Below are 17,208 nucleotides of genomic sequence, written 5' to 3' on the forward strand. Positions count from 1 at the left end.
CTGCTGACCCTGCCACCCTATGGTTTCTTCTGGTTCAAGCTGTCGGGCGAGACGGATGCGGATGGGCCAACCTGGCGCACCGAACCGCCAGAGCAATTGCCGGATTTTGTCACCATCGTCATGCGGCGCGAACTGCCGCAATTGCTGGACGAGGCAACCATCCAGAACACGATTTCGCGTGAAATCCTGCCTTCCTATCTTGCCAAGCGCCGCTGGTTTGCCTCCAAGGGCGAAAGGGTGAAGCGTGCCTCGCTGATCTCGACCATTCCGATGCCCTTCGGCAATGACCTGCTGCTGGGTGAGTTGGAAACCGAGTTGGAAGATCGTATTGAACGGTATTTTCTACCGTTCGCCATCGCCTGGGACGATGAAAACCCCCATGCGCTTGCCCAGCAATTGGCCTTTGCAAGAGTGCGCAAAGGACGGCGGGTGGGCTTTCTGACAGATGGCTTTGCCATGCAAAGCATGGCGCGTGGCGTCATCAGGGCTTTGCGCGAACGCTCCAGCATTTCCAGTAAAAGCGGCTCCATCGATTTCATCGGTACCGAGCAACTCGACGGCATGGACCTGTCTGAAGACATGCAGGTCAAATGGCTCTCGGCTGAACAATCCAACAGCTCGTTGATCATCGGCGATATGGCGATGATCAAGCTCATCCGTCATATCCATCAGGGCATCCACCCGGAAGTGGAAATGACCCGCCACCTGACGCGGCTTGGCTATGCCAACACTGCCCCGCTGCTGGGAGAGGTTGTCAGGGTTTCACCTGAAGATGAGCGCTCGACATTGATCATCATCCAGGGCGCCATCCGCAATCAAGGCGATGCCTGGACCTGGATGCTCGACACGCTCAGGCAAACGCTCGAACAAAGCATGGTTGCCGGTCAGGATGACGATGCCGAGCAAGAGCGGTTCAACCCGCTGTTCAATCAGGCCGCTGTGATCGGCAAACGGCTTGGCGAGTTGCATGTGGCACTGGCAAAGCCGACAGACGACCCGGCTTTCGCGCCGGTCGCAATGAGTGATGAGGATGTCTCCGTTTGGGCGCGTTCAGTCATGGCTCGCGTTGCCGACTGCCTGGACAGGGTGTCTGAGATGAGCCATCGCAGCGACAGTGATGGTCTCGACACTGAAACTATCAGGGTCAGCGCCATGCTGGCCGACCGCCGGGAACAGATCTTGAGCGCGGTTGGTACGCTGGCCGGTGTTGCCAGGGACACACTGATGATCCGCAACCACGGCGATTTCCATCTGGGCCAGATCCTGGTTGCCGAAGACGATGTCTATATCATTGATTTCGAAGGTGAACCGGCCCGCCCGCTCGCAGAACGGCGAGCAAAAACCAATCCGCTGCGCGATGTGGCCGGGCTGATCCGGTCCCTGAGCTATCTTGCCGCCTCGGCAGATACAGGTCGCGAGATCGTCGTTCAAGGCGACAGCGCAGCAAGAGCTGCGCTGGTCGAAGCCTTTCGCAAGAAGGCCGAGACGTATTTCCTCGACAGTTATTTCGCGGCGGTCGATGTGGAACCCGCGCTGGCTATGGATTCTGAAAAGCGTCGCAAAGTCCTCGACCTGTTCCTGCTGGAAAAGGCCGCCTATGAAATCGGCTATGAAGCCAGCAATCGGCCCGGCTGGATCGCCATTCCACTCGCTGGCTTTGCCGATATTGCCGCACGGCTGACGGAGAATTCCCTATGACGATTGCCACGAGCGACTTGCTATCCGGCATCGATGCCCAGGCGGTTCAAGCCCTGATCGACGGCAGGCACGGCGATCCCTTTTCCATTCTGGGACCGCATCGGGCGGATGGAGAAACGGTGGTCCGGGCGATTTTTCCGGGTGCGCTCGGCGTGGAAATGCTCGACAGAAACAGCAATGCCCCGGTAGGCCGGCTGAACCTGGTGCATCCGGGTGGCCTGTTTGCGGGAGAGCTTCGCTCCTCCTCGCGCTACCGGTTTCGGATCGAATGGCAGGGCGCAGTGCAGATTGCCGAAGACCCCTATGCCTTCGGCCTACTGCTGGGCGATATGGACCTGCATTTGATCGCCGAAGCCACCCATTACGATCTCGCCCGCACGCTGGGCGCCAACCCGAGAGAGATGGACGGGGTGGCAGGGGTAGGCTTTGCCGTTTGGGCGCCAACCGCACAGCGCGTCTCGGTGGTGGGTGATTTCAATTCCTGGGATGGGCGGCGCAACCCGATGCGCCTGCGCCAATCCGGCGGCATCTGGGAATTGTTCGTTCCGGGCCTCGGCCCCGGCGAGCGGTACAAATATGAATTGATCGACGCGCAAGGCAATGTCCTGCCGCAAAAGGCCGACCCGGTCGCCAAAGCCAGCGAAGCGGCACCGGGAACGGCATCCATCGTCGCGTCAAACACACCTTTCGCCTGGACGGACCAGGCCTGGATGACCCGGCAGAACGCCGATTCCGCCGCGCGTGAGCCGATCTCTATCTATGAAGTGCATCTCGGCTCATGGCTGCGGATCTCTGAAGATGGCAATCGCTGGCTCGACTGGGTGGAACTGAGCCAGCGGCTGGTGCCCTATGTCAAATCGATGAATTTCACCCATATCGAATTGCTACCGATCACCGAACATCCGTTTGGCGGCTCCTGGGGTTATCAGCCGCTTGGCCTGTTTTCCCCCACCGGACGCTATGGCACGCCGGAGGATTTGGCCTATTTCATCGACCGCTGCCATGCGAGCGGTGTCGGCGTCCTTCTCGATTGGGTACCAGCCCATTTTCCAACCGATGTCTGGGGCCTGGCGCGCTTCGATGGTAGCGCGCTTTATGAGCATGAAGATCCGCGCGAGGGCTTTCATCGGGACTGGAACACGCTGATCTACAATCTCGGTCGCAAGGAGGTGAAGGGCTTTCTGATTGCCAGCGCCTTCGAGTGGTTGGAGCATTTTCATATCGACGGCCTGCGGGTCGATGCTGTCGCCTCAATGCTGTACCGCGACTATAGCCGCAATGACGGCGAATGGATTCCCAATCAATTCGGCGGACGGGAAAACCTCGAATCCGTCGAATTCTTCAAGCATTTGAACAGCGTCGTTCACAGCCGTTGCCCGCATGCGCTAATGATTGCCGAGGAATCAACCGCCTGGCCCGGCGTGACCAAATCACCGGAAGATGGCGGCCTTGGCTTCGATTTCAAATGGAACATGGGCTGGATGCACGACAGCCTGTCCTACATCGAAGAAGATCCGGTCTATCGCAAATATCATCACGGCACGATGACCTTCAGCATGATCTATCAATATTCCGAGCGGTTTGTACTGCCGCTTTCCCATGATGAGGTCGTGCATGGCAAAGGCTCGTTGCTGGGGAAAATGCCCGGCGATCACTGGCAGAAGCTTGCCAATCTCAGGGCCTATTATGGGTTCATGTGGGCGCATCCCGGCAAAAAACTGGTTTTCATGGGCTGCGAGATCGGCCAGGATATCGAGTGGAACCACGATCAATCGATATCCTGGGATTTGCTGGACCGACCGGATCACGCTGGCATACAGAAACTGGTCGCCAAGCTGAACACACTGTATCAGCAGGAAAAGGCCCTGCAATTCAGCGATCTCGACCCATCAGGATTTGAATGGGCGATTGCCGACGATGCCGAAAATTCGGTCATTGCCATGCTGCGCTATGACGAGAACCGTGAGAGCTGCATTCTGGCGATTTCGAATTTCACCCCGATCTTGCGTCATGACTACCGTGTCGGCGTGCCAAGGCAGGGTCGCTGGATTGAAATCCTCAACAGCGATGCAAATGAGTTTGGAGGATCAGGACAAGGCAAGGGTGACGTCTCAGCAGAGCCTCATCCGGCACATGGCAGGGAATTTTCGATAAACCTAGCCCTGCCACCGCTGGCGACACTCTATCTGAAATGGGTGGCCTAGAGCATCGGACCGAAAAGTGGGAACCGGTTTTCGGATAAATCCGATGCGCAAACAAAAACTGAGAGCATCGGACCGATGCTCTCGTGACATCAATGCCGGTCATGGCGGCATTGATCGTGATCGGCCAGCACCTCAATCACCCGGCATTCGGCAATCGTGCCATGCGAACAGCCGGTGATCATCCGCTCCAGCTCGGTTTTCAATGCCTTTAGCCGGTCGATCCGTTCCTCGACATCGGCAAGCCGTTGTCTTGCAATCGAATCAGCCGGTGAGCAGGACTGACCCGGCTTATCCTGAAGGTCGAGCAGGGTGCGGATGGCATCGACCTCGAAGCCAAGCTCGCGGGCATGGCGAATGAAGGTCAGCCTCTGCAAATGGGCAGCGCTGTAAAGCCTGCGGTTTCCATCGGTGCGCGGCGGCTGCGGCACAAGGCCGACCTGTTCGTAATACCGGATCGTCGCAACCTTGACGCCACTGATCCGCGCCGCCTCGCCAATTGCAATAGTCATCAATTTTGCCCTTGCTCCTCTAGTCACTAGAGAATGTAGGATCGGTTCGACACAATGACAAGGACGAACCGATGGCAACCGAACAGACCACCCGTTTTCGCGTCGAGGGCATGGATTGCGCCTCCTGCGCGGCAAAAATCGACACGGCTGCACGCCGAGTGGCCGGTATTACCGATGTCCGGGTTTCGGTAACGGCGCAGACCATGGCAGTCGTCCACGACGGCGACGCCGATCTGGTCACGCTTGCCGATAGGGTGACCGGCCTTGGCTACAAGACCACCCGCCTCGCCGCCTCCGTCCCACAACACGATCATCAGCATGAGCACGCGCATGGCCAGGCCTGCACGGGCCATCATGATGGCGAAGCGCATGACCATAATCATGAAGAGCATAGTCACAAAGGACATGACCACGCTTCGCATGGCGGCAGCCTGCACAGCCATCAGCATGATGCCGAACCCATGACAGTCGCTTGGTGGCGCACGAAAAAGGCCCAGCTGGTCGCAACGAGCGGCATTGCTCTCGTTATTGCCATGCTCATCGGCCATTTCGTGCCTCCTCTCTCTTTCTGGGCTTTTCTGGTCGCCATCGCCATCGCCATCGTGCCAATTGCCCGCCGTGCGGCGATGGCCGCGCTGGCTGGCACGCCGTTTTCCATCGAAATGCTGATGACCATCGCCTCTATCGGCGCCATCATCATCGGCGCGACCGAGGAAGCGGCCACAGTGGTCTTCCTGTTTCTGGTCGGTGAATTACTTGAGGGCTTTGCGGCTGGGCGGGCGCGAGCCAGTATTCAAGGCCTGACCAAGCTGGTTCCCGATACGGCGCGGATCGAGCGGAATGGCCGCCTTGAAGACGTGGCTGCCGCAAGCCTGACACTCGGCACCATTGTCATCGTGCGGCCCGGCGACCGGGTTCCTGCCGATGGCGAGATTATCGATGGCACCAGCGCGATCAATGAAGCCCCTGTCACCGGAGAGAGCCTGCCGAAAACCAAGGGTGCCGGGGAAGGCGTTTTTGCCGGAACGGTGAATGGCGAAGGAACGCTTCGCGTCAAGGTGACGGCCACCGCCGCCGACAACACCATTGCCCGCGTTGTCCGTCTGGTCGAGGAAGCCCAGGAGAGCAAAGCGCCAACCGAGCGCTTCATCGACCGGTTTTCGCGCTACTACACACCCGCTGTAACGCTATTGGCCGCGCTGGTGGCAATCCTGCCGCCGCTGTTCTGGGATGGGGACTGGAGCCTCTGGCTCTACAAGGGGCTGGCAATCCTGCTGATCGGCTGCCCTTGCGCCCTGGTGATTTCGACACCCGCTGCCATTGCCGCCGGTCTTTCCGCCGGTGCACGTCGCGGCCTGCTGATGAAGGGCGGCGCGGTTCTCGAAAATGTCGGACGGATCACCGCCATCGCGCTCGACAAGACGGGAACACTAACGGAAGGCAAGCCGAAGGTGACGGATATCGTCGCTTTTGGCAGTGCCGCGGAAGAGACGGTGCTGGCCGGTGCGGCAGCCCTGGAAATGGGGTCGAGCCATCCGCTGGCCCGGGCGATTATCGAGGCCGCCACTGACCGCGCCATTTCCGTGCCAACGGCAACCGAGACCGGCGCTATCGCTGGCAAGGGCGTGCGCGGCACGGTGGGTGGCATCAGCCTCTTCCTCGGATCGGCCAGTGCCGCCGCCGAACTGGCCGCAGTGTCCGCTGAGATCGTCACCAGGATCGAAAAACTGAGTGCGGAAGGGAAATCTGTCTCTCTCCTGGTGAAGAACGGGTCAGTCACGGGGCTGATCGCGCTGCGCGACGAGCCGCGTCCCGATGCCCGCCAAGGATTGGACGCGTTGAAGGCTGCCGGTATTCGCCCGGTCATGCTGACCGGCGACAATGCCGCCACGGCCCGGGCCATCGCCACGCTGCTTGACATTGAGCCGCGTGCCGATCTGCTGCCGCAAGACAAGCAGGCTATCGTCCGCGACATGCAGGCGAAAGGCGAGCGGGTCGCCAAGGTCGGAGACGGCATCAACGACGCTCCGGCGCTTGCCGCCGCCGATATCGGCATCGCCATGGGCGGCGGAACGGATGTGGCATTGGAAACCGCCGATGCGGCCATTCTGCATGGAAGGGTGATGGACCTAGCCGACATGGTCATGCTGTCGCGGCAGGTGATGGGCAATATTCGCCAAAACATCACCATTGCCATCGGGCTGAAAGCCGTCTTCCTGGTGACGACAATCATCGGCATTACCGGTCTCTGGCCGGCGATCCTCGCCGATACCGGTGCCACCGTTCTCGTCACCGCCAACGCCATGCGCCTGTTGCGCTGGCGCGGCAGCACAAAGGCCGCCTGACGTGTTGAATGCGGAGTGACCGTCCGATACAAATCACCCCGATCTCAGCATTTCGTCACCCTCGGGTCCGTCCCGAGGGTCTGCCATCGATAAACAATCCATTGACATTACCAAATAAATTAATGTGCTTAGATGCTCGGCACAAGGCCGAAGCATGACGTCGAGGATAAATGCAGGCTTTGTCAGCAGTCTGACCCCGATATCCAAGAGATATCGGGGTCAGACTAGGATGGGTCTATGACAGCACCGAGCGTTTTATACATCACACGGCGCTGCAACACTTTCGATCTACTGAAAAATTCCAGCAGATCATTTTCTCTTTGTCCGCCAGCTCTCGGCATAGGTCTCGCGGGCCTGGCGCGCATAAGGTGTCGGAGAGATCCGCACGCGGATTTTCGCCTGCTTGTGTGGGCGCTCGGTGGAGGTCTTGCCGCTGCCGCCGTCCGGTTCACCCCAGATCAGCGTCAGAACATCGCCTTCCTTGACATCAGCATCGACAATGCCGAGCGACAGAATGCAGCGCTCATTATAGGAATAACCGCCAAACATTGACAGCCCCACCGTCTTGCCCGCGTCGTTGACGATCATGTCGGCGCTGGTTGAGGCGTAGTTCAGCACGGGGAAATCGATCCACTTGTAGCTGTCTTCGCCCGGACGGAAGGCAGAGGCGATCACCTCGACAACATCCTCGGCATTCCATTCGAAGGTGACTTTCTTGCGGTTGGTCTGGCCCTTGAACTTTTCAAGCGCCGCCTTGCCGATGAAATCATCCTTCTTCCAGCCGATGTAAAAATCATAGCCAAGCTCGAATGGATTGACGTAATAATCCTCGATATTGCTGGAAACGAAGCTGCCACCAATCGGACCATTGGCCTCATAGCTGTCGGCGCCCAACCATTGACGATAGTCAGCGAGCATGCCATCGCCGGTATAGATGCCCGGAAGCGGCGATGGAATCCAGCCGCTCTCCAGCGTGTTGGTAGAATAGGCGCGGCTGCCGCAGCGCACCAGATCGACATTGGCATCCTTTGCCGCTTCGAGAATGCAGGACAGGATGTAATTCTTGTCCTCATACGGCCCCCAGATTTCCAGACCCGGCGCGCCGGACATGCCATGGCGAAGCGCCTGCACCTTCTTGGAGCCGACATTGATCCAATCGACATGGAAAAACTTGATCTCCGGAACCGGCCCGCCATTGATCTTCTCGAAGATCTTCGGGGCTTCCGGCCCCTGGATCTGGTAGCGATAATGGGTGCGCAACACCCGTTCGCCTTCCGGACGCGACGGTGAACGCGGATCGTGCTTGAGGCGGACGTTCCATTTGCCATAGGCGGCGCAGAACATCAGCCAGTTCGAGGTCGGGGCGCGGCCCACCAGGATGAACTTGTCCTGTCGCTCGCGGAAGATAATGTGATCGCCGATCACATGACCGTTCGGCGTGACCGGAACGAAATGCTTGGCGCGGTTGAGATCGAAATTCGCAAAGGAATTGATGCCGTGATGGCTCAAAAATTTCTCCGCGTCCGGCCCTTCGACAATCAATTCATCCATGTGGTGGGATTGGTCGAACAGCACGGCGGAATTGCGCCAAGCCACTTGCTCGGAGCGCCAATTGCTGAATTCGGGTGTCACAACAGGGTATACATACATCCCGACCGGCGAATTGCGCAATCGGCCGACAATGTCGGGATTATCCTGCAAAATATCGTGGAGACTGCTCGCTGCCATCGTTTCCTCCCAAGGCGTTGTTCAGTGTGTATACATTGATGCCAGCCCGCGAGCAGAATGCAAGCCCGTTTCTGAAGCTTTTTTGTGGCCATCACGATTAACACACAACACTGCGCGAAACGGTCAGCGGCGAATAAGCGCCATGCCCGGGATCTTGTCGATCAATCCAGGCGCTTCCTTGAAAATGTAATCGAGATTCCGCCGCGCGGTCCTGGCATGTTCACGGGCGATAGCTTCCGCGCGCGCGCCCTCGCGGGCTGTGATGGCCTCGATCAGACCGCGATGCTGCTCCTGCGCCGACCGCAAGGAGCGGCGGAAAGCCGCAATATCCATCCGGTTGGGCAGGAAAGCGGAGGGCGAGGCGAAGGGCAAGGCGCAGGCCCGCTCCACCTCGCGGCGCATCACTTCGCTTGCGCAAAGGGCGGTCAATTGACGATGAAAAATTTCGTTGAGATCGGCATAGGCATCGAAGTCAACGTCATCGACATAGGGACCAAAACACTGATCCAGCTTAACAATTGTCTCAGAAATTGTAGCGAGCGCCTCCGCGTCGGCCCCACGCTCTGCGGCCAGCCTTGCTGCCGTCCCCTCCAAGACACCCCGCAACTCGATAGCATCAATAACATCATCATAACCAAACCGGCGCACCACAAAACCGCCATTCGGCAAGCGATCAAGCAGGCCCTCTTCGGCCAGCCGTGACAGGGCTTCGCGCACCGGCGTGCGGGAAATATCGAGTTCCTCCGCCAGCGACACCTCAAACAACCGCGTCCCGCCGGTGAGATGTCCGCTGATGATTTTTTCACGCAATTCAATCACCGCACGGCGGCCATGGGTGGCGGCGTCCACCAGTTTTACCGAGGATTTCGTGTCCTTCTGCATCCTGATAAAGCCCCTTTCCGAACCAATCACTTCCCCCGACCCGCTGCCGCGCAGCGGCAAGCAGCAGACGCAATTTTTCTAATTTAATGTATACATGGAAGAGCTGCAATGACGATCATATCAGTTCGCAACGGCAGATGTCTAAACAGCCGGACGGTGATCCAGGCTCTTCCCAGCTTTGGTTTTCGCGCCAAAGCGCGCCGACAGACGCGCAAAAATCAAATAGATGATCGGCGTGGTGTAGAGCGTGAGGGCCTGCGACACGATAAGGCCGCCGATGATCGTCACGCCGAGTGGTCGATGAAGATCGGCACCCGGACCGGTCGCCAGCACCAGCGGCAGTGCGCCCATGAAGGCGGCAAGCGTGGTCATCATGATCGGTCGAAACCGCCGCAGGCAGGCTTCGTGAATGGCATCCTGTGGCGACATGCCGTGCTGGCGTTCGGCTTCGAGCGCGAAATCCACCAGCATGATCCCGTTTTTCTTGACGATGCCGATCAACAGAATGATGCCGATAAAGGCGACGATGGTCAGTTCCGTGCCGCTGATCCACAGTGCCAGCAACGCGCCCAACCCGGCAGAAGGCAGCGTGGAAATGATCGTCAGGGGATGAATAAGGCTCTCATAGAGAATGCCCAGCACGATATAGACAGCCAGAAGGGCGGCGAGAATGAGCAGCGGCTGGCCGCCTGAGGAACTCGATGCATTGGCGGCGTCACCGGCAAATTCGGCATGCAGCGTATCGGGCAGATGCATGCCAGCAACGGCAGCCTTGACCGCATCATTGGCCTCGGACAGCGTGGTATCCGGCCCGACATTATAAGAAATCGTCACCGCCGGAAATTGCCCCTGATGATTAACGCCGATGGGGGCCAATGTCCGCTCGATTCTGGCAAAAGCGCTGAGCGGCACCTGCGTGCTGCCGTTTCCAGGCACGTAAATCTTCAGGACATGTTCCGGGTCCTTGGCGAAATCCAGATAGGTTTCAAGGATGACACGGTATTGGTTACGCTCTCCATAGACGATAGTGACCTGACGCTGGGCAAAGGCATTATTGAGCGCCGCATCGACCGCCGTCATCTTGACGCCAAGACGCGACGAGGCGGTGCGGTCAACGACGACATTGGCCTGGAGCCCGCTCGGTTGACGGTCGCTATTGACATCGGTCAGCAAGGGTTCCTGACGCAGACGCGCGAGGATGCGCGGCGCCCAGGCCACAAGTTCATCGTAATCGGCATCCCAAAGCGTGAATTGAAATTCCGAATCTGATGTCCGTGCGCCGACCCGGATATCGCTTGGCGAAAAGAACGAGGTATCGAGGCCGGGAATGATGGCAACCGCACGGCGCAGCCGCTCGATCACCACATCCGTTGCCTCTCGTTCATCCGGCGCTTTTAGCGCGATCAACATCTGGCCGCGATTGGCTGTTCCCAAAAAGCCGCCACCGACGGAAGCGCCAATGCTCTGCACCGCCGGATCGCGCTCGACGATGGCCAAGGCGCGCTTTTGCAATGCCAGCATGGCCGGATAGGATATGTCGCTGGCAGCTTGGCTATTGCCCATCACAAAACCGGTATCGTCGCGCGGCATAAAACCCTTTGGAACCTTAGCATAGAGAAAACCGGTCAGCACGATGCAGGCGATGGTGATGACCACCGCAAGAAAACGGTGATGCAGAACACCCTTCAGCGTACGGTCGTAAAAGGCAACGGTCCGCTCCAGGCTGTGTTCGATAGCGCGATCAAAGCGGCCCTGCCGGGCGTCGAGATCCCGCGCCTTGATCCGGTGGCCGCAGATCATCGGCGTCAGGGTCAGGGAGACCACGGTTGAAACGGCGATGGTGAAGGCAAGCGTCAGGGAGAAGGTCAGGAAGAATTTGCCGACAATGCCGCCCATGAAAAACAAGGGAATGAAGGCGGCCATCAATGAAATACTGATGGCGATCACCGTAAAGCCGATCTGCCGGGCACCCACGTGGGCCGCCTCAAGCGGCTTCATGCCTTTTTCGATATTGGCGTAAATCGTCTCGATCATCACAATCGCGTCGTCCACCACGAAGCCGCTGGCCACTGCCAGCGCCATCAACGACAGATTGTCGATGGACAGCCCCGTCAGCCACATGGCAGCAAATGCGCCTGCAAACGACAGCGGCACGGTTAAACCGGCAGCCAGCGTCGGGACCAACCGGCGCAAGAAGACGAAAACCACGGCCATGACCAGCGCCACCGTCGCCAGCAGGGTAAACTGCATATCCTCAACGCTGGCATGAATGGTCTTGGTACGGTCATTGAGGATATCGACTTCGATACCAGCCGGGATCAGTTGCTTCACTTCAGGAATGAGCGCCTTCACCGCATCGACCGTGGACATCACATTGGCATCCGCCGCCTTGGTGATATTGAGAAGAACGGCGGGCTTGCCATTGAACCAGGCATCGGAACGGCGGTTACGCACGCCGGGCTCCACGGTGGCGATATCGGCCAGCCGGACGGCGATGCCGTTGGAGGCATGGATGACAAGCTGGCCGTAATCTTCAGGCGTAATCAATTGCGCATTGACTGACAGCGGGTAGAAAGCCTGGCTTCCATCAATGGCACCAATCGGCGCAAGCGCATTGCCATTGACGATGGCAGTGCGCACATCATCCGCCGAAAGCCCGATGGCCGCCAGCCGATCCGGGTTGAGCCGAACGCGAACGGCGGGCTGGTCAGCGCCGCTGACCGAGACGTCGCCAACCCCTTCCACTTGCGAAATCCGCTGCACGACGACACTGTCAGCGGCATCGTATATGGCACTGGCGGGAATGGTATCGGAGGTCAAAGCCAGTGTCAGGATTGGCGATGCGGCAGGATTGGCCTTGCGCATGGACGGAAGCGACGGCAGGTCACTTGGCAGATCGCCGACAGCGGCATTGATGGCCGCCTGGACATCCTGGGCGGCGCTATCGACATTGCGGGAAAGGTCGAATTGCAAAAAGATATTGGTCGTGCCGAGCCCGCTGGTCGAGGTCATTTCGGTCACACCGGCAATCGCACCGAGATGGCGTTCCAGCGGTGCTGCAACGCTGGAGGCCATGCTTTCCGGATCGGCACCGGGGCGGCTGGCTGTCACCCTTATGGTGGGAAGATCGACGGCAGGCAGGCTTGCGACCGGCAGGAACCGGTAGGCGACCAACCCAAGCATCATCAGGCCGATGGCCAGCAAAGTGGTGCCAACCGGGCGGCTGATGAACAGGCTTGAGATATTCATACCGACCCTCCGCTCTCGGACGCCGCACGCTTTCCCTGCATCCTGGCGCGCACTCCATCCAGCGCCAGATAGATGACAGGCGTGGTATAGAGCGTCAGCAATTGGCTAAGCAGCAGGCCGCCGATGATCGAGATGCCGAGCGGGATGCGCAGTTCCGCGCCGGTTCCCTGGGCAAGCGCCAGCGGCAGCGCCCCGAACAGGGCCGCCAGCGTGGTCATCATGATGGGCCGAAAGCGCATAACGGCGGCCTTGATGATGGCATCGCGGGCGCTAAGCCCTTCCTTGCGCTCTGCGTCCAGCGCGAAATCGATCATCATGATCGCGTTTTTCTTGACGATCCCCATCAGCAAAACGATGCCGATCAAGGCGATAATCGACAAATCCTGACCAAACAGCATCAGCGCCAGCAGCGCCCCGACGCCCGCCGAAGGCAGCGTGGACAGAATGGTGATCGGGTGGATCGTGCTTTCATACAGCAGACCCAGCACGATATAGATGGTGACGATCGCCGCCAGAATCAGCCAGGGCTCGCCTGCCAGCGAGCGGTCGAATTCCTCGGTATCGCCGCTATAATGACGCTGGATGGAGGCGGGCATGCTGATGTCACGCTCAGCACTCTTGATGGCGGCAATCGCCTCGCTCAACGATGCGTGGCGGGCAAGATCGAAGCTGATGGTGACGGCGGGGAATTGATCATCGCGGCTGATCACCAGCGGTGCCGTAGTAAACTTGACCGATGCGACCGCATTCAGCGGCACGATGGCACCGCTCGTGCCTTTGACATAGAGTTTTTCCAGGGATTTCGGATCGCCCTGAAAGCGCTGCGCGGCCTCCAGAATGACGCGGTACTGGTTCGCCTGCCCGTAGATGGTGCTGATCTGGCGCTGGCCGAAGGCATCGTAGAGCGTATCGTTGATCGCCTGCATGGAGACGCCAAGGCGGGCTGCGGTCTCACGGTTGACGGTGATCGCCAGCCGCCCGCCGCCCATTTCCACTTCGGATGTGACATCGATCAGCAGCGGGTTCTGCTGTAGCCGCCGGGCCAGCCGGTCGGCCCAGTCGGCGACGGTCGCGGTATTGGTGCCGGTCAGGGTATATTGATAGGGCGCTCGGCTGGCCCGCGTGCTGATGGAAATATCGCGAATGCTCTGAAAGGTCGGATGGATACCAGGAATATCGGCAACGGAGGCCCGCAGCCGGTCGATCAATTCCGTCGCCGAGATGTCTCGCTGGTCGAGCGGCTTCAGCACGATACTGTAGCTTGCCGTGTTCAGCGTCAAGTTGGAGGCACTGGTGCCGATCACCGCAATGACGCTTTGCACCGCCGGATCGGCGCGCAGCCGGTTGCCGACAAGGGACTGGGTCTGCCTCATCGCGTCGAACGAGCTGGTCGGCTCGGTTTCCACGACGGCAGAAATCAGCCCGGTATCCTGCACCGGCAGGAAGCCCTTGGGGATGGTGACATAAAGCAGGCCGGTGATCACAAGCGTGATCCCCGTCAGCACCAGCATCAGCCAGCCGCGATTGACAGCCCAGACCACACTGCGCCGGTAGCCCTCGTTCATCCAGTCCATGCCCCGGTCCACCATGCCGAGCACGCCAGAATTGCGCTCCTTCGGCGCCCGCAGAATGCGCGCGCACATCATCGGCGTCAGCGTCAGCGAAATCACCGCCGAGACCACGACGGCAATGGTCAGTGTCAGGGCAAATTCGCGGAACATCCGCCCGACAATGCCGGTCATGAACAGCAGCGGAATGAAGACCGCGATCAGCGAGGCCGTCAACGAAATGATGGTGAAGCCGATTTCGCCCGCCCCCTTAAGGGCGGCCTGCATAGGGCTTTCACCCTCCTCGATGTGACGGGCGATATTTTCGATCATCACGATGGCGTCGTCCACCACGAAGCCAGTGCCGATGGTCAGCGCCATCAGCGACAGGTTGTCGAGGCTGAAGCCGGCAAAATAAATGATGCCAAAGGTGGCGATCAGCGACAGCGGCAGGGCGACGGCGGCAATAATCGTCGCGGTCAGCGTGCGCAGAAACAGAAACACCACGAGAATGACCAGCCCGACGCTGAGCGCCAGCGTCCATTGCACATCGTGAATGGAGGCGCGGATGGTGTCCGTCCTGTCGTTGACGATATCGAGCGAGACCCCGGCAGGAAGCGCCTGTTTCAGGCGCGGCAACTGCTTTCGGACATCCTCGACAGTCTGGATCACATTGGCGCCGGGCTGGCGCATGATATCGACGATGACTGCGGGATGACCCTGATACCAGGCACCGACGCGGCTGTTTTCCAGCCCTTCGACCACATCGGCGACATCGCGCAACCGGACAGGCGCGCTATTGCTGTAGGTGACGATGGTGTCGCGGTAGATTTCCGGGTCCTGGATCTGGTCATTGGCCGAGAGCGTGAAGGATTGATAGGTGCCGTCCACCGCCCCCTTGGCACCGGAGACATTGGCATTGGTAATCGCGGTACGCAGATCCTCAAGCGACATCCCATAGGAGGCAAGCCGGGTCAAATCGGCCTGGATGCGGATGGCTGGCCGCACGCCGCCTTGGACGCGCACATCGCCAACGCCGGAAACCTCACTCAGCCGCTGTGCCATGATCGTATCGGCAAAATCGCTCAGATCACGAATGGGATAGGTATCGGAATGCAGGGCAAGCGTGATGGTCGGCGTATCCGCCGGGTTCACTTTGGCATAGGTCGGCGGATAAGGCAGGGTTTTCGGCAGACTGCCGCTGGCCGAGTTGATTGCCGCCTGCACGTCCTGCGCAGCACCATCGATATCGCGGTCAAGGTTGAATTGTAGCGTCACCTGGCTGATGCCGAAGGCGCTGGAAGAGGTCATCGAAGCCAGTGCCGGGATCTGCCCCAAGGGCCTCTCCAGCGGTGCCGTCACCAGGGCCGCCATGGTCTCAGGGTCGGCGCCTGGCAATTGCGTGGTGACGCGGATCGTCGGAAAATCCACCTGCGGCAATGGGGCTACGGGCAGCGAGGCATACCCCAGCAATCCCCCCAGCAGGATGGCGATCCCCAGCAGCGAGGTGGCGACGGGGCGCGCGATGAAGGGGGTCGAAATACTCATTTCGCTGCGTCAGCCGGTGGGGCTGCGGTGGCGCCTGTGTCTTTTCCTTCTGCTGAAGACGGTTCCGCTTTGCTGTTCGATCCAGCCTGAGGTTTTTCACCGCCATTTTTCGGCGAGGCTGGGTCATGGGCGTTTGGCCGGGCCTGGCCATTGTTACGGTTGCCACCATGGCGTTGACGCGGCTTGTTGTCGTCCAGCGGCACGGCCATGTTGGCCGGATCGGCCTCCTGCGGTGTCGAAACCCGCACCAGCGCGCCATCCTGTAGCCGGGCGAAACCGGTCGTCACCACAGTCTCACCGGCATTGACCCCTTTGGCGATCACCGCCATCTGGTCGTCCTGCATGTCAACCGTGACCGCCTGGATCTTCACCGTCTGGTCGGGCTGGACAATATAAGCGTAGGTTCCCGCAGGACCGCGCTGGATGGCGGCGGACGGAACCGTCAGCACATTGTTCTTTGTCTCGACGAGAAGCCGGGCATTGACGAAGGCGCCAGGCCAGAGCCTTAAGTCTTCATTGGGGAATTCAGCCCGCAAGCGGACAGTGCCGGTGGTGGTATCCACCTGGTTATCGACCACCGTCAGCGTGCCGTTGGCAACGACCGTCTTGCCGTCATCGCCGAGGGCATCGACCGAAAGAGCGCCCCTGGCATTGGCGGTATTGACACGGGCCAGATCCTGCTGCGGAATGGAAAACACGATGGTGATCGGCTTTATCTGCGACAGGGTGACGATGCCGGTCGTATCACCGGTCGAGACGATATTGCCGACATCGACATTGCGAATGCCCGTGCGTCCATCCATCGGCGCCTTGATCACGGTATAATCCAGCTGAGCCTGGGCCGCCTCGATGGCTGCCTGGTCGGACTGTACCTGCGCCTTATATTGCGCCACCAGCGCCACCTGGTTGTCCAGTTGCTGCTGAGTGGTGGCGGAGTTGCCGATCAGGCGCTGCAAACGCTCCATTTCCAGAATGGCGTAGGTCAGTTGAGCCGAGTCCTGGGCCTTTTTGCCAATTGCTTCATCCAGTTGCGCCTTGTAGAGCGCGTCATCCAGCGTGGCGATCAACTCGCCCTTCTTCAGGTCCTGCCCCTCCTGAAAGCCAATTTTTGTGATTCGCCCACTGACTTGCGGCTGGATAACAACAGTGTTCAACGGTTTGACGCTGCCGACGCCCGTCACGTAAACGGGTACATCCGTCTGGTTCACCGGAGAGGCTACAACGGGAATCGCGAGATCGCGGCCCCGCTGCCGGTCGCCCTGGGGCTTGCCCAGCCAGCCTGCAGTGATCGCGGCAAATTGCGGTTGGCGGGCGGCGTAAGCCAGGCCGGCACCCACAACCACAAGGCCGACCAGGACGATCTTCGTCATTCTCTTCATAGGCATCGCTCACGCATTCTTCATGGCCCGTCATGGATGGTCCTTCGGGGATAGTCCATCCGGCAGCAATCCTGTCTTTTCCCACAGAAGGACAGAACCGGCTTCATAGCACTCGCTAA

The 17,208-nt window shown here is 59.5% G+C and carries 9 protein-coding genes; 3 read left to right on the top strand and 6 right to left on the bottom strand.

Annotated elements, in window-relative coordinates; translation table 11 throughout:
• The first annotated feature begins 120 nt into the window (after window positions 1-120).
• Both H1Y61_RS27100 and glgB read left to right on the top strand, forming a co-directional pair.
• Window positions 121-1,698 (top strand): putative maltokinase, encoded by a 1,578-nt coding sequence (locus tag H1Y61_RS27100; protein WP_409364002.1) that lies wholly within the window; start codon window positions 121-123, stop codon window positions 1,696-1,698.
• A complete protein-coding gene (glgB, locus tag H1Y61_RS18370; RefSeq protein WP_180574973.1) occupies window positions 1,695-3,902 on the top strand; it encodes a 1,4-alpha-glucan branching protein GlgB in 2,208 nt (735 codons plus the stop codon). The genes H1Y61_RS27100 and glgB overlap by 4 nt, the downstream gene beginning before the upstream one ends.
• An 89-nt stretch (window positions 3,903-3,991) precedes the next feature.
• On the opposite strand, the gene H1Y61_RS18375 is transcribed toward glgB, so the two are convergent.
• Window positions 3,992-4,414 (bottom strand): MerR family transcriptional regulator, encoded by a 423-nt coding sequence (locus H1Y61_RS18375; RefSeq protein WP_197971659.1) that lies wholly within the window; start codon window positions 4,412-4,414, stop codon window positions 3,992-3,994.
• 68 nt (window positions 4,415-4,482) lie between these two features.
• Here H1Y61_RS18375 and H1Y61_RS18380 point away from each other — a divergent pair, with 68 nt between their 5' ends.
• Complete coding sequence (locus H1Y61_RS18380; RefSeq protein ID WP_180574974.1) at window positions 4,483-6,756, top strand: heavy metal translocating P-type ATPase; 2,274 nt, start codon at window positions 4,483-4,485, stop codon at window positions 6,754-6,756.
• Between the two features lie 309 nt (window positions 6,757-7,065).
• Here H1Y61_RS18380 and ligM read toward each other — a convergent pair whose 3' ends face one another.
• The 5 genes from ligM to H1Y61_RS18405 form a co-directional block, all read right to left on the bottom strand.
• Window positions 7,066-8,484, bottom strand: a complete 1,419-nt coding sequence (gene ligM / locus H1Y61_RS18385) for a vanillate/3-O-methylgallate O-demethylase (RefSeq protein WP_180574975.1) — start codon at window positions 8,482-8,484, stop codon at window positions 7,066-7,068.
• 123 nt (window positions 8,485-8,607) lie between these two features.
• The gene (locus tag H1Y61_RS18390) at window positions 8,608-9,366 is read right to left on the bottom strand and encodes a GntR family transcriptional regulator (RefSeq protein ID WP_180574976.1); all 759 of its coding nucleotides are present in this window, start codon (window positions 9,364-9,366) and stop codon (window positions 8,608-8,610) included.
• A gap of 141 nt (window positions 9,367-9,507) precedes the next feature.
• On the bottom strand, window positions 9,508-12,615 hold the full coding sequence (locus H1Y61_RS18395) for an efflux RND transporter permease subunit (RefSeq protein WP_180574977.1): 3,108 nt from the start codon (window positions 12,613-12,615) through the stop codon (window positions 9,508-9,510).
• Window positions 12,612-15,710: an efflux RND transporter permease subunit gene (locus H1Y61_RS18400; RefSeq protein WP_180574978.1), complete on the bottom strand. Its 3,099-nt coding sequence runs from the start codon at window positions 15,708-15,710 to the stop codon at window positions 12,612-12,614. Before H1Y61_RS18400 ends, H1Y61_RS18395 begins: the two co-directional genes overlap by 4 nt.
• Window positions 15,707-17,080, bottom strand: coding sequence for an efflux RND transporter periplasmic adaptor subunit (locus H1Y61_RS18405; RefSeq protein WP_235680932.1), 1,374 nt, complete (start codon window positions 17,078-17,080; stop codon window positions 15,707-15,709). Before H1Y61_RS18405 ends, H1Y61_RS18400 begins: the two co-directional genes overlap by 4 nt.
• Window positions 17,081-17,208 lie beyond the last annotated feature (128 nt).

The sequence above is a fragment of the Agrobacterium vitis genome, assembly GCF_013426735.1.
In the GTDB taxonomy this organism is placed as follows: Bacteria; Pseudomonadota; Alphaproteobacteria; order Rhizobiales; family Rhizobiaceae; genus Allorhizobium; species Allorhizobium vitis_D.

Excerpts from the sequence above, each read along its gene's own strand:
- glgB (WP_180574973.1), top strand. The coding sequence starts at position 1,695 with ATGACGATTGCCACGAGCGACTTGCTATCCGGCATCGATGCCCAGGCG.
- H1Y61_RS27100 (WP_409364002.1), top strand. The coding sequence starts at position 121 with ATGCGGCGCGAACTGCCGCAATTGCTGGACGAGGCAACCATCCAGAAC.
- H1Y61_RS18395 (WP_180574977.1), bottom strand. The coding sequence starts at position 12,615 with ATGAATATCTCAAGCCTGTTCATCAGCCGCCCGGTTGGCACCACTTTG.
- ligM (WP_180574975.1), bottom strand. The coding sequence starts at position 8,484 with ATGGCAGCGAGCAGTCTCCACGATATTTTGCAGGATAATCCCGACATT.
- H1Y61_RS18390 (WP_180574976.1), bottom strand. The coding sequence starts at position 9,366 with ATGCAGAAGGACACGAAATCCTCGGTAAAACTGGTGGACGCCGCCACC.
- H1Y61_RS18400 (WP_180574978.1), bottom strand. The coding sequence starts at position 15,710 with ATGAGTATTTCGACCCCCTTCATCGCGCGCCCCGTCGCCACCTCGCTG.
- H1Y61_RS18405 (WP_235680932.1), bottom strand. The coding sequence starts at position 17,080 with ATGACGAAGATCGTCCTGGTCGGCCTTGTGGTTGTGGGTGCCGGCCTG.
- H1Y61_RS18380 (WP_180574974.1), top strand. The coding sequence starts at position 4,483 with ATGGCAACCGAACAGACCACCCGTTTTCGCGTCGAGGGCATGGATTGC.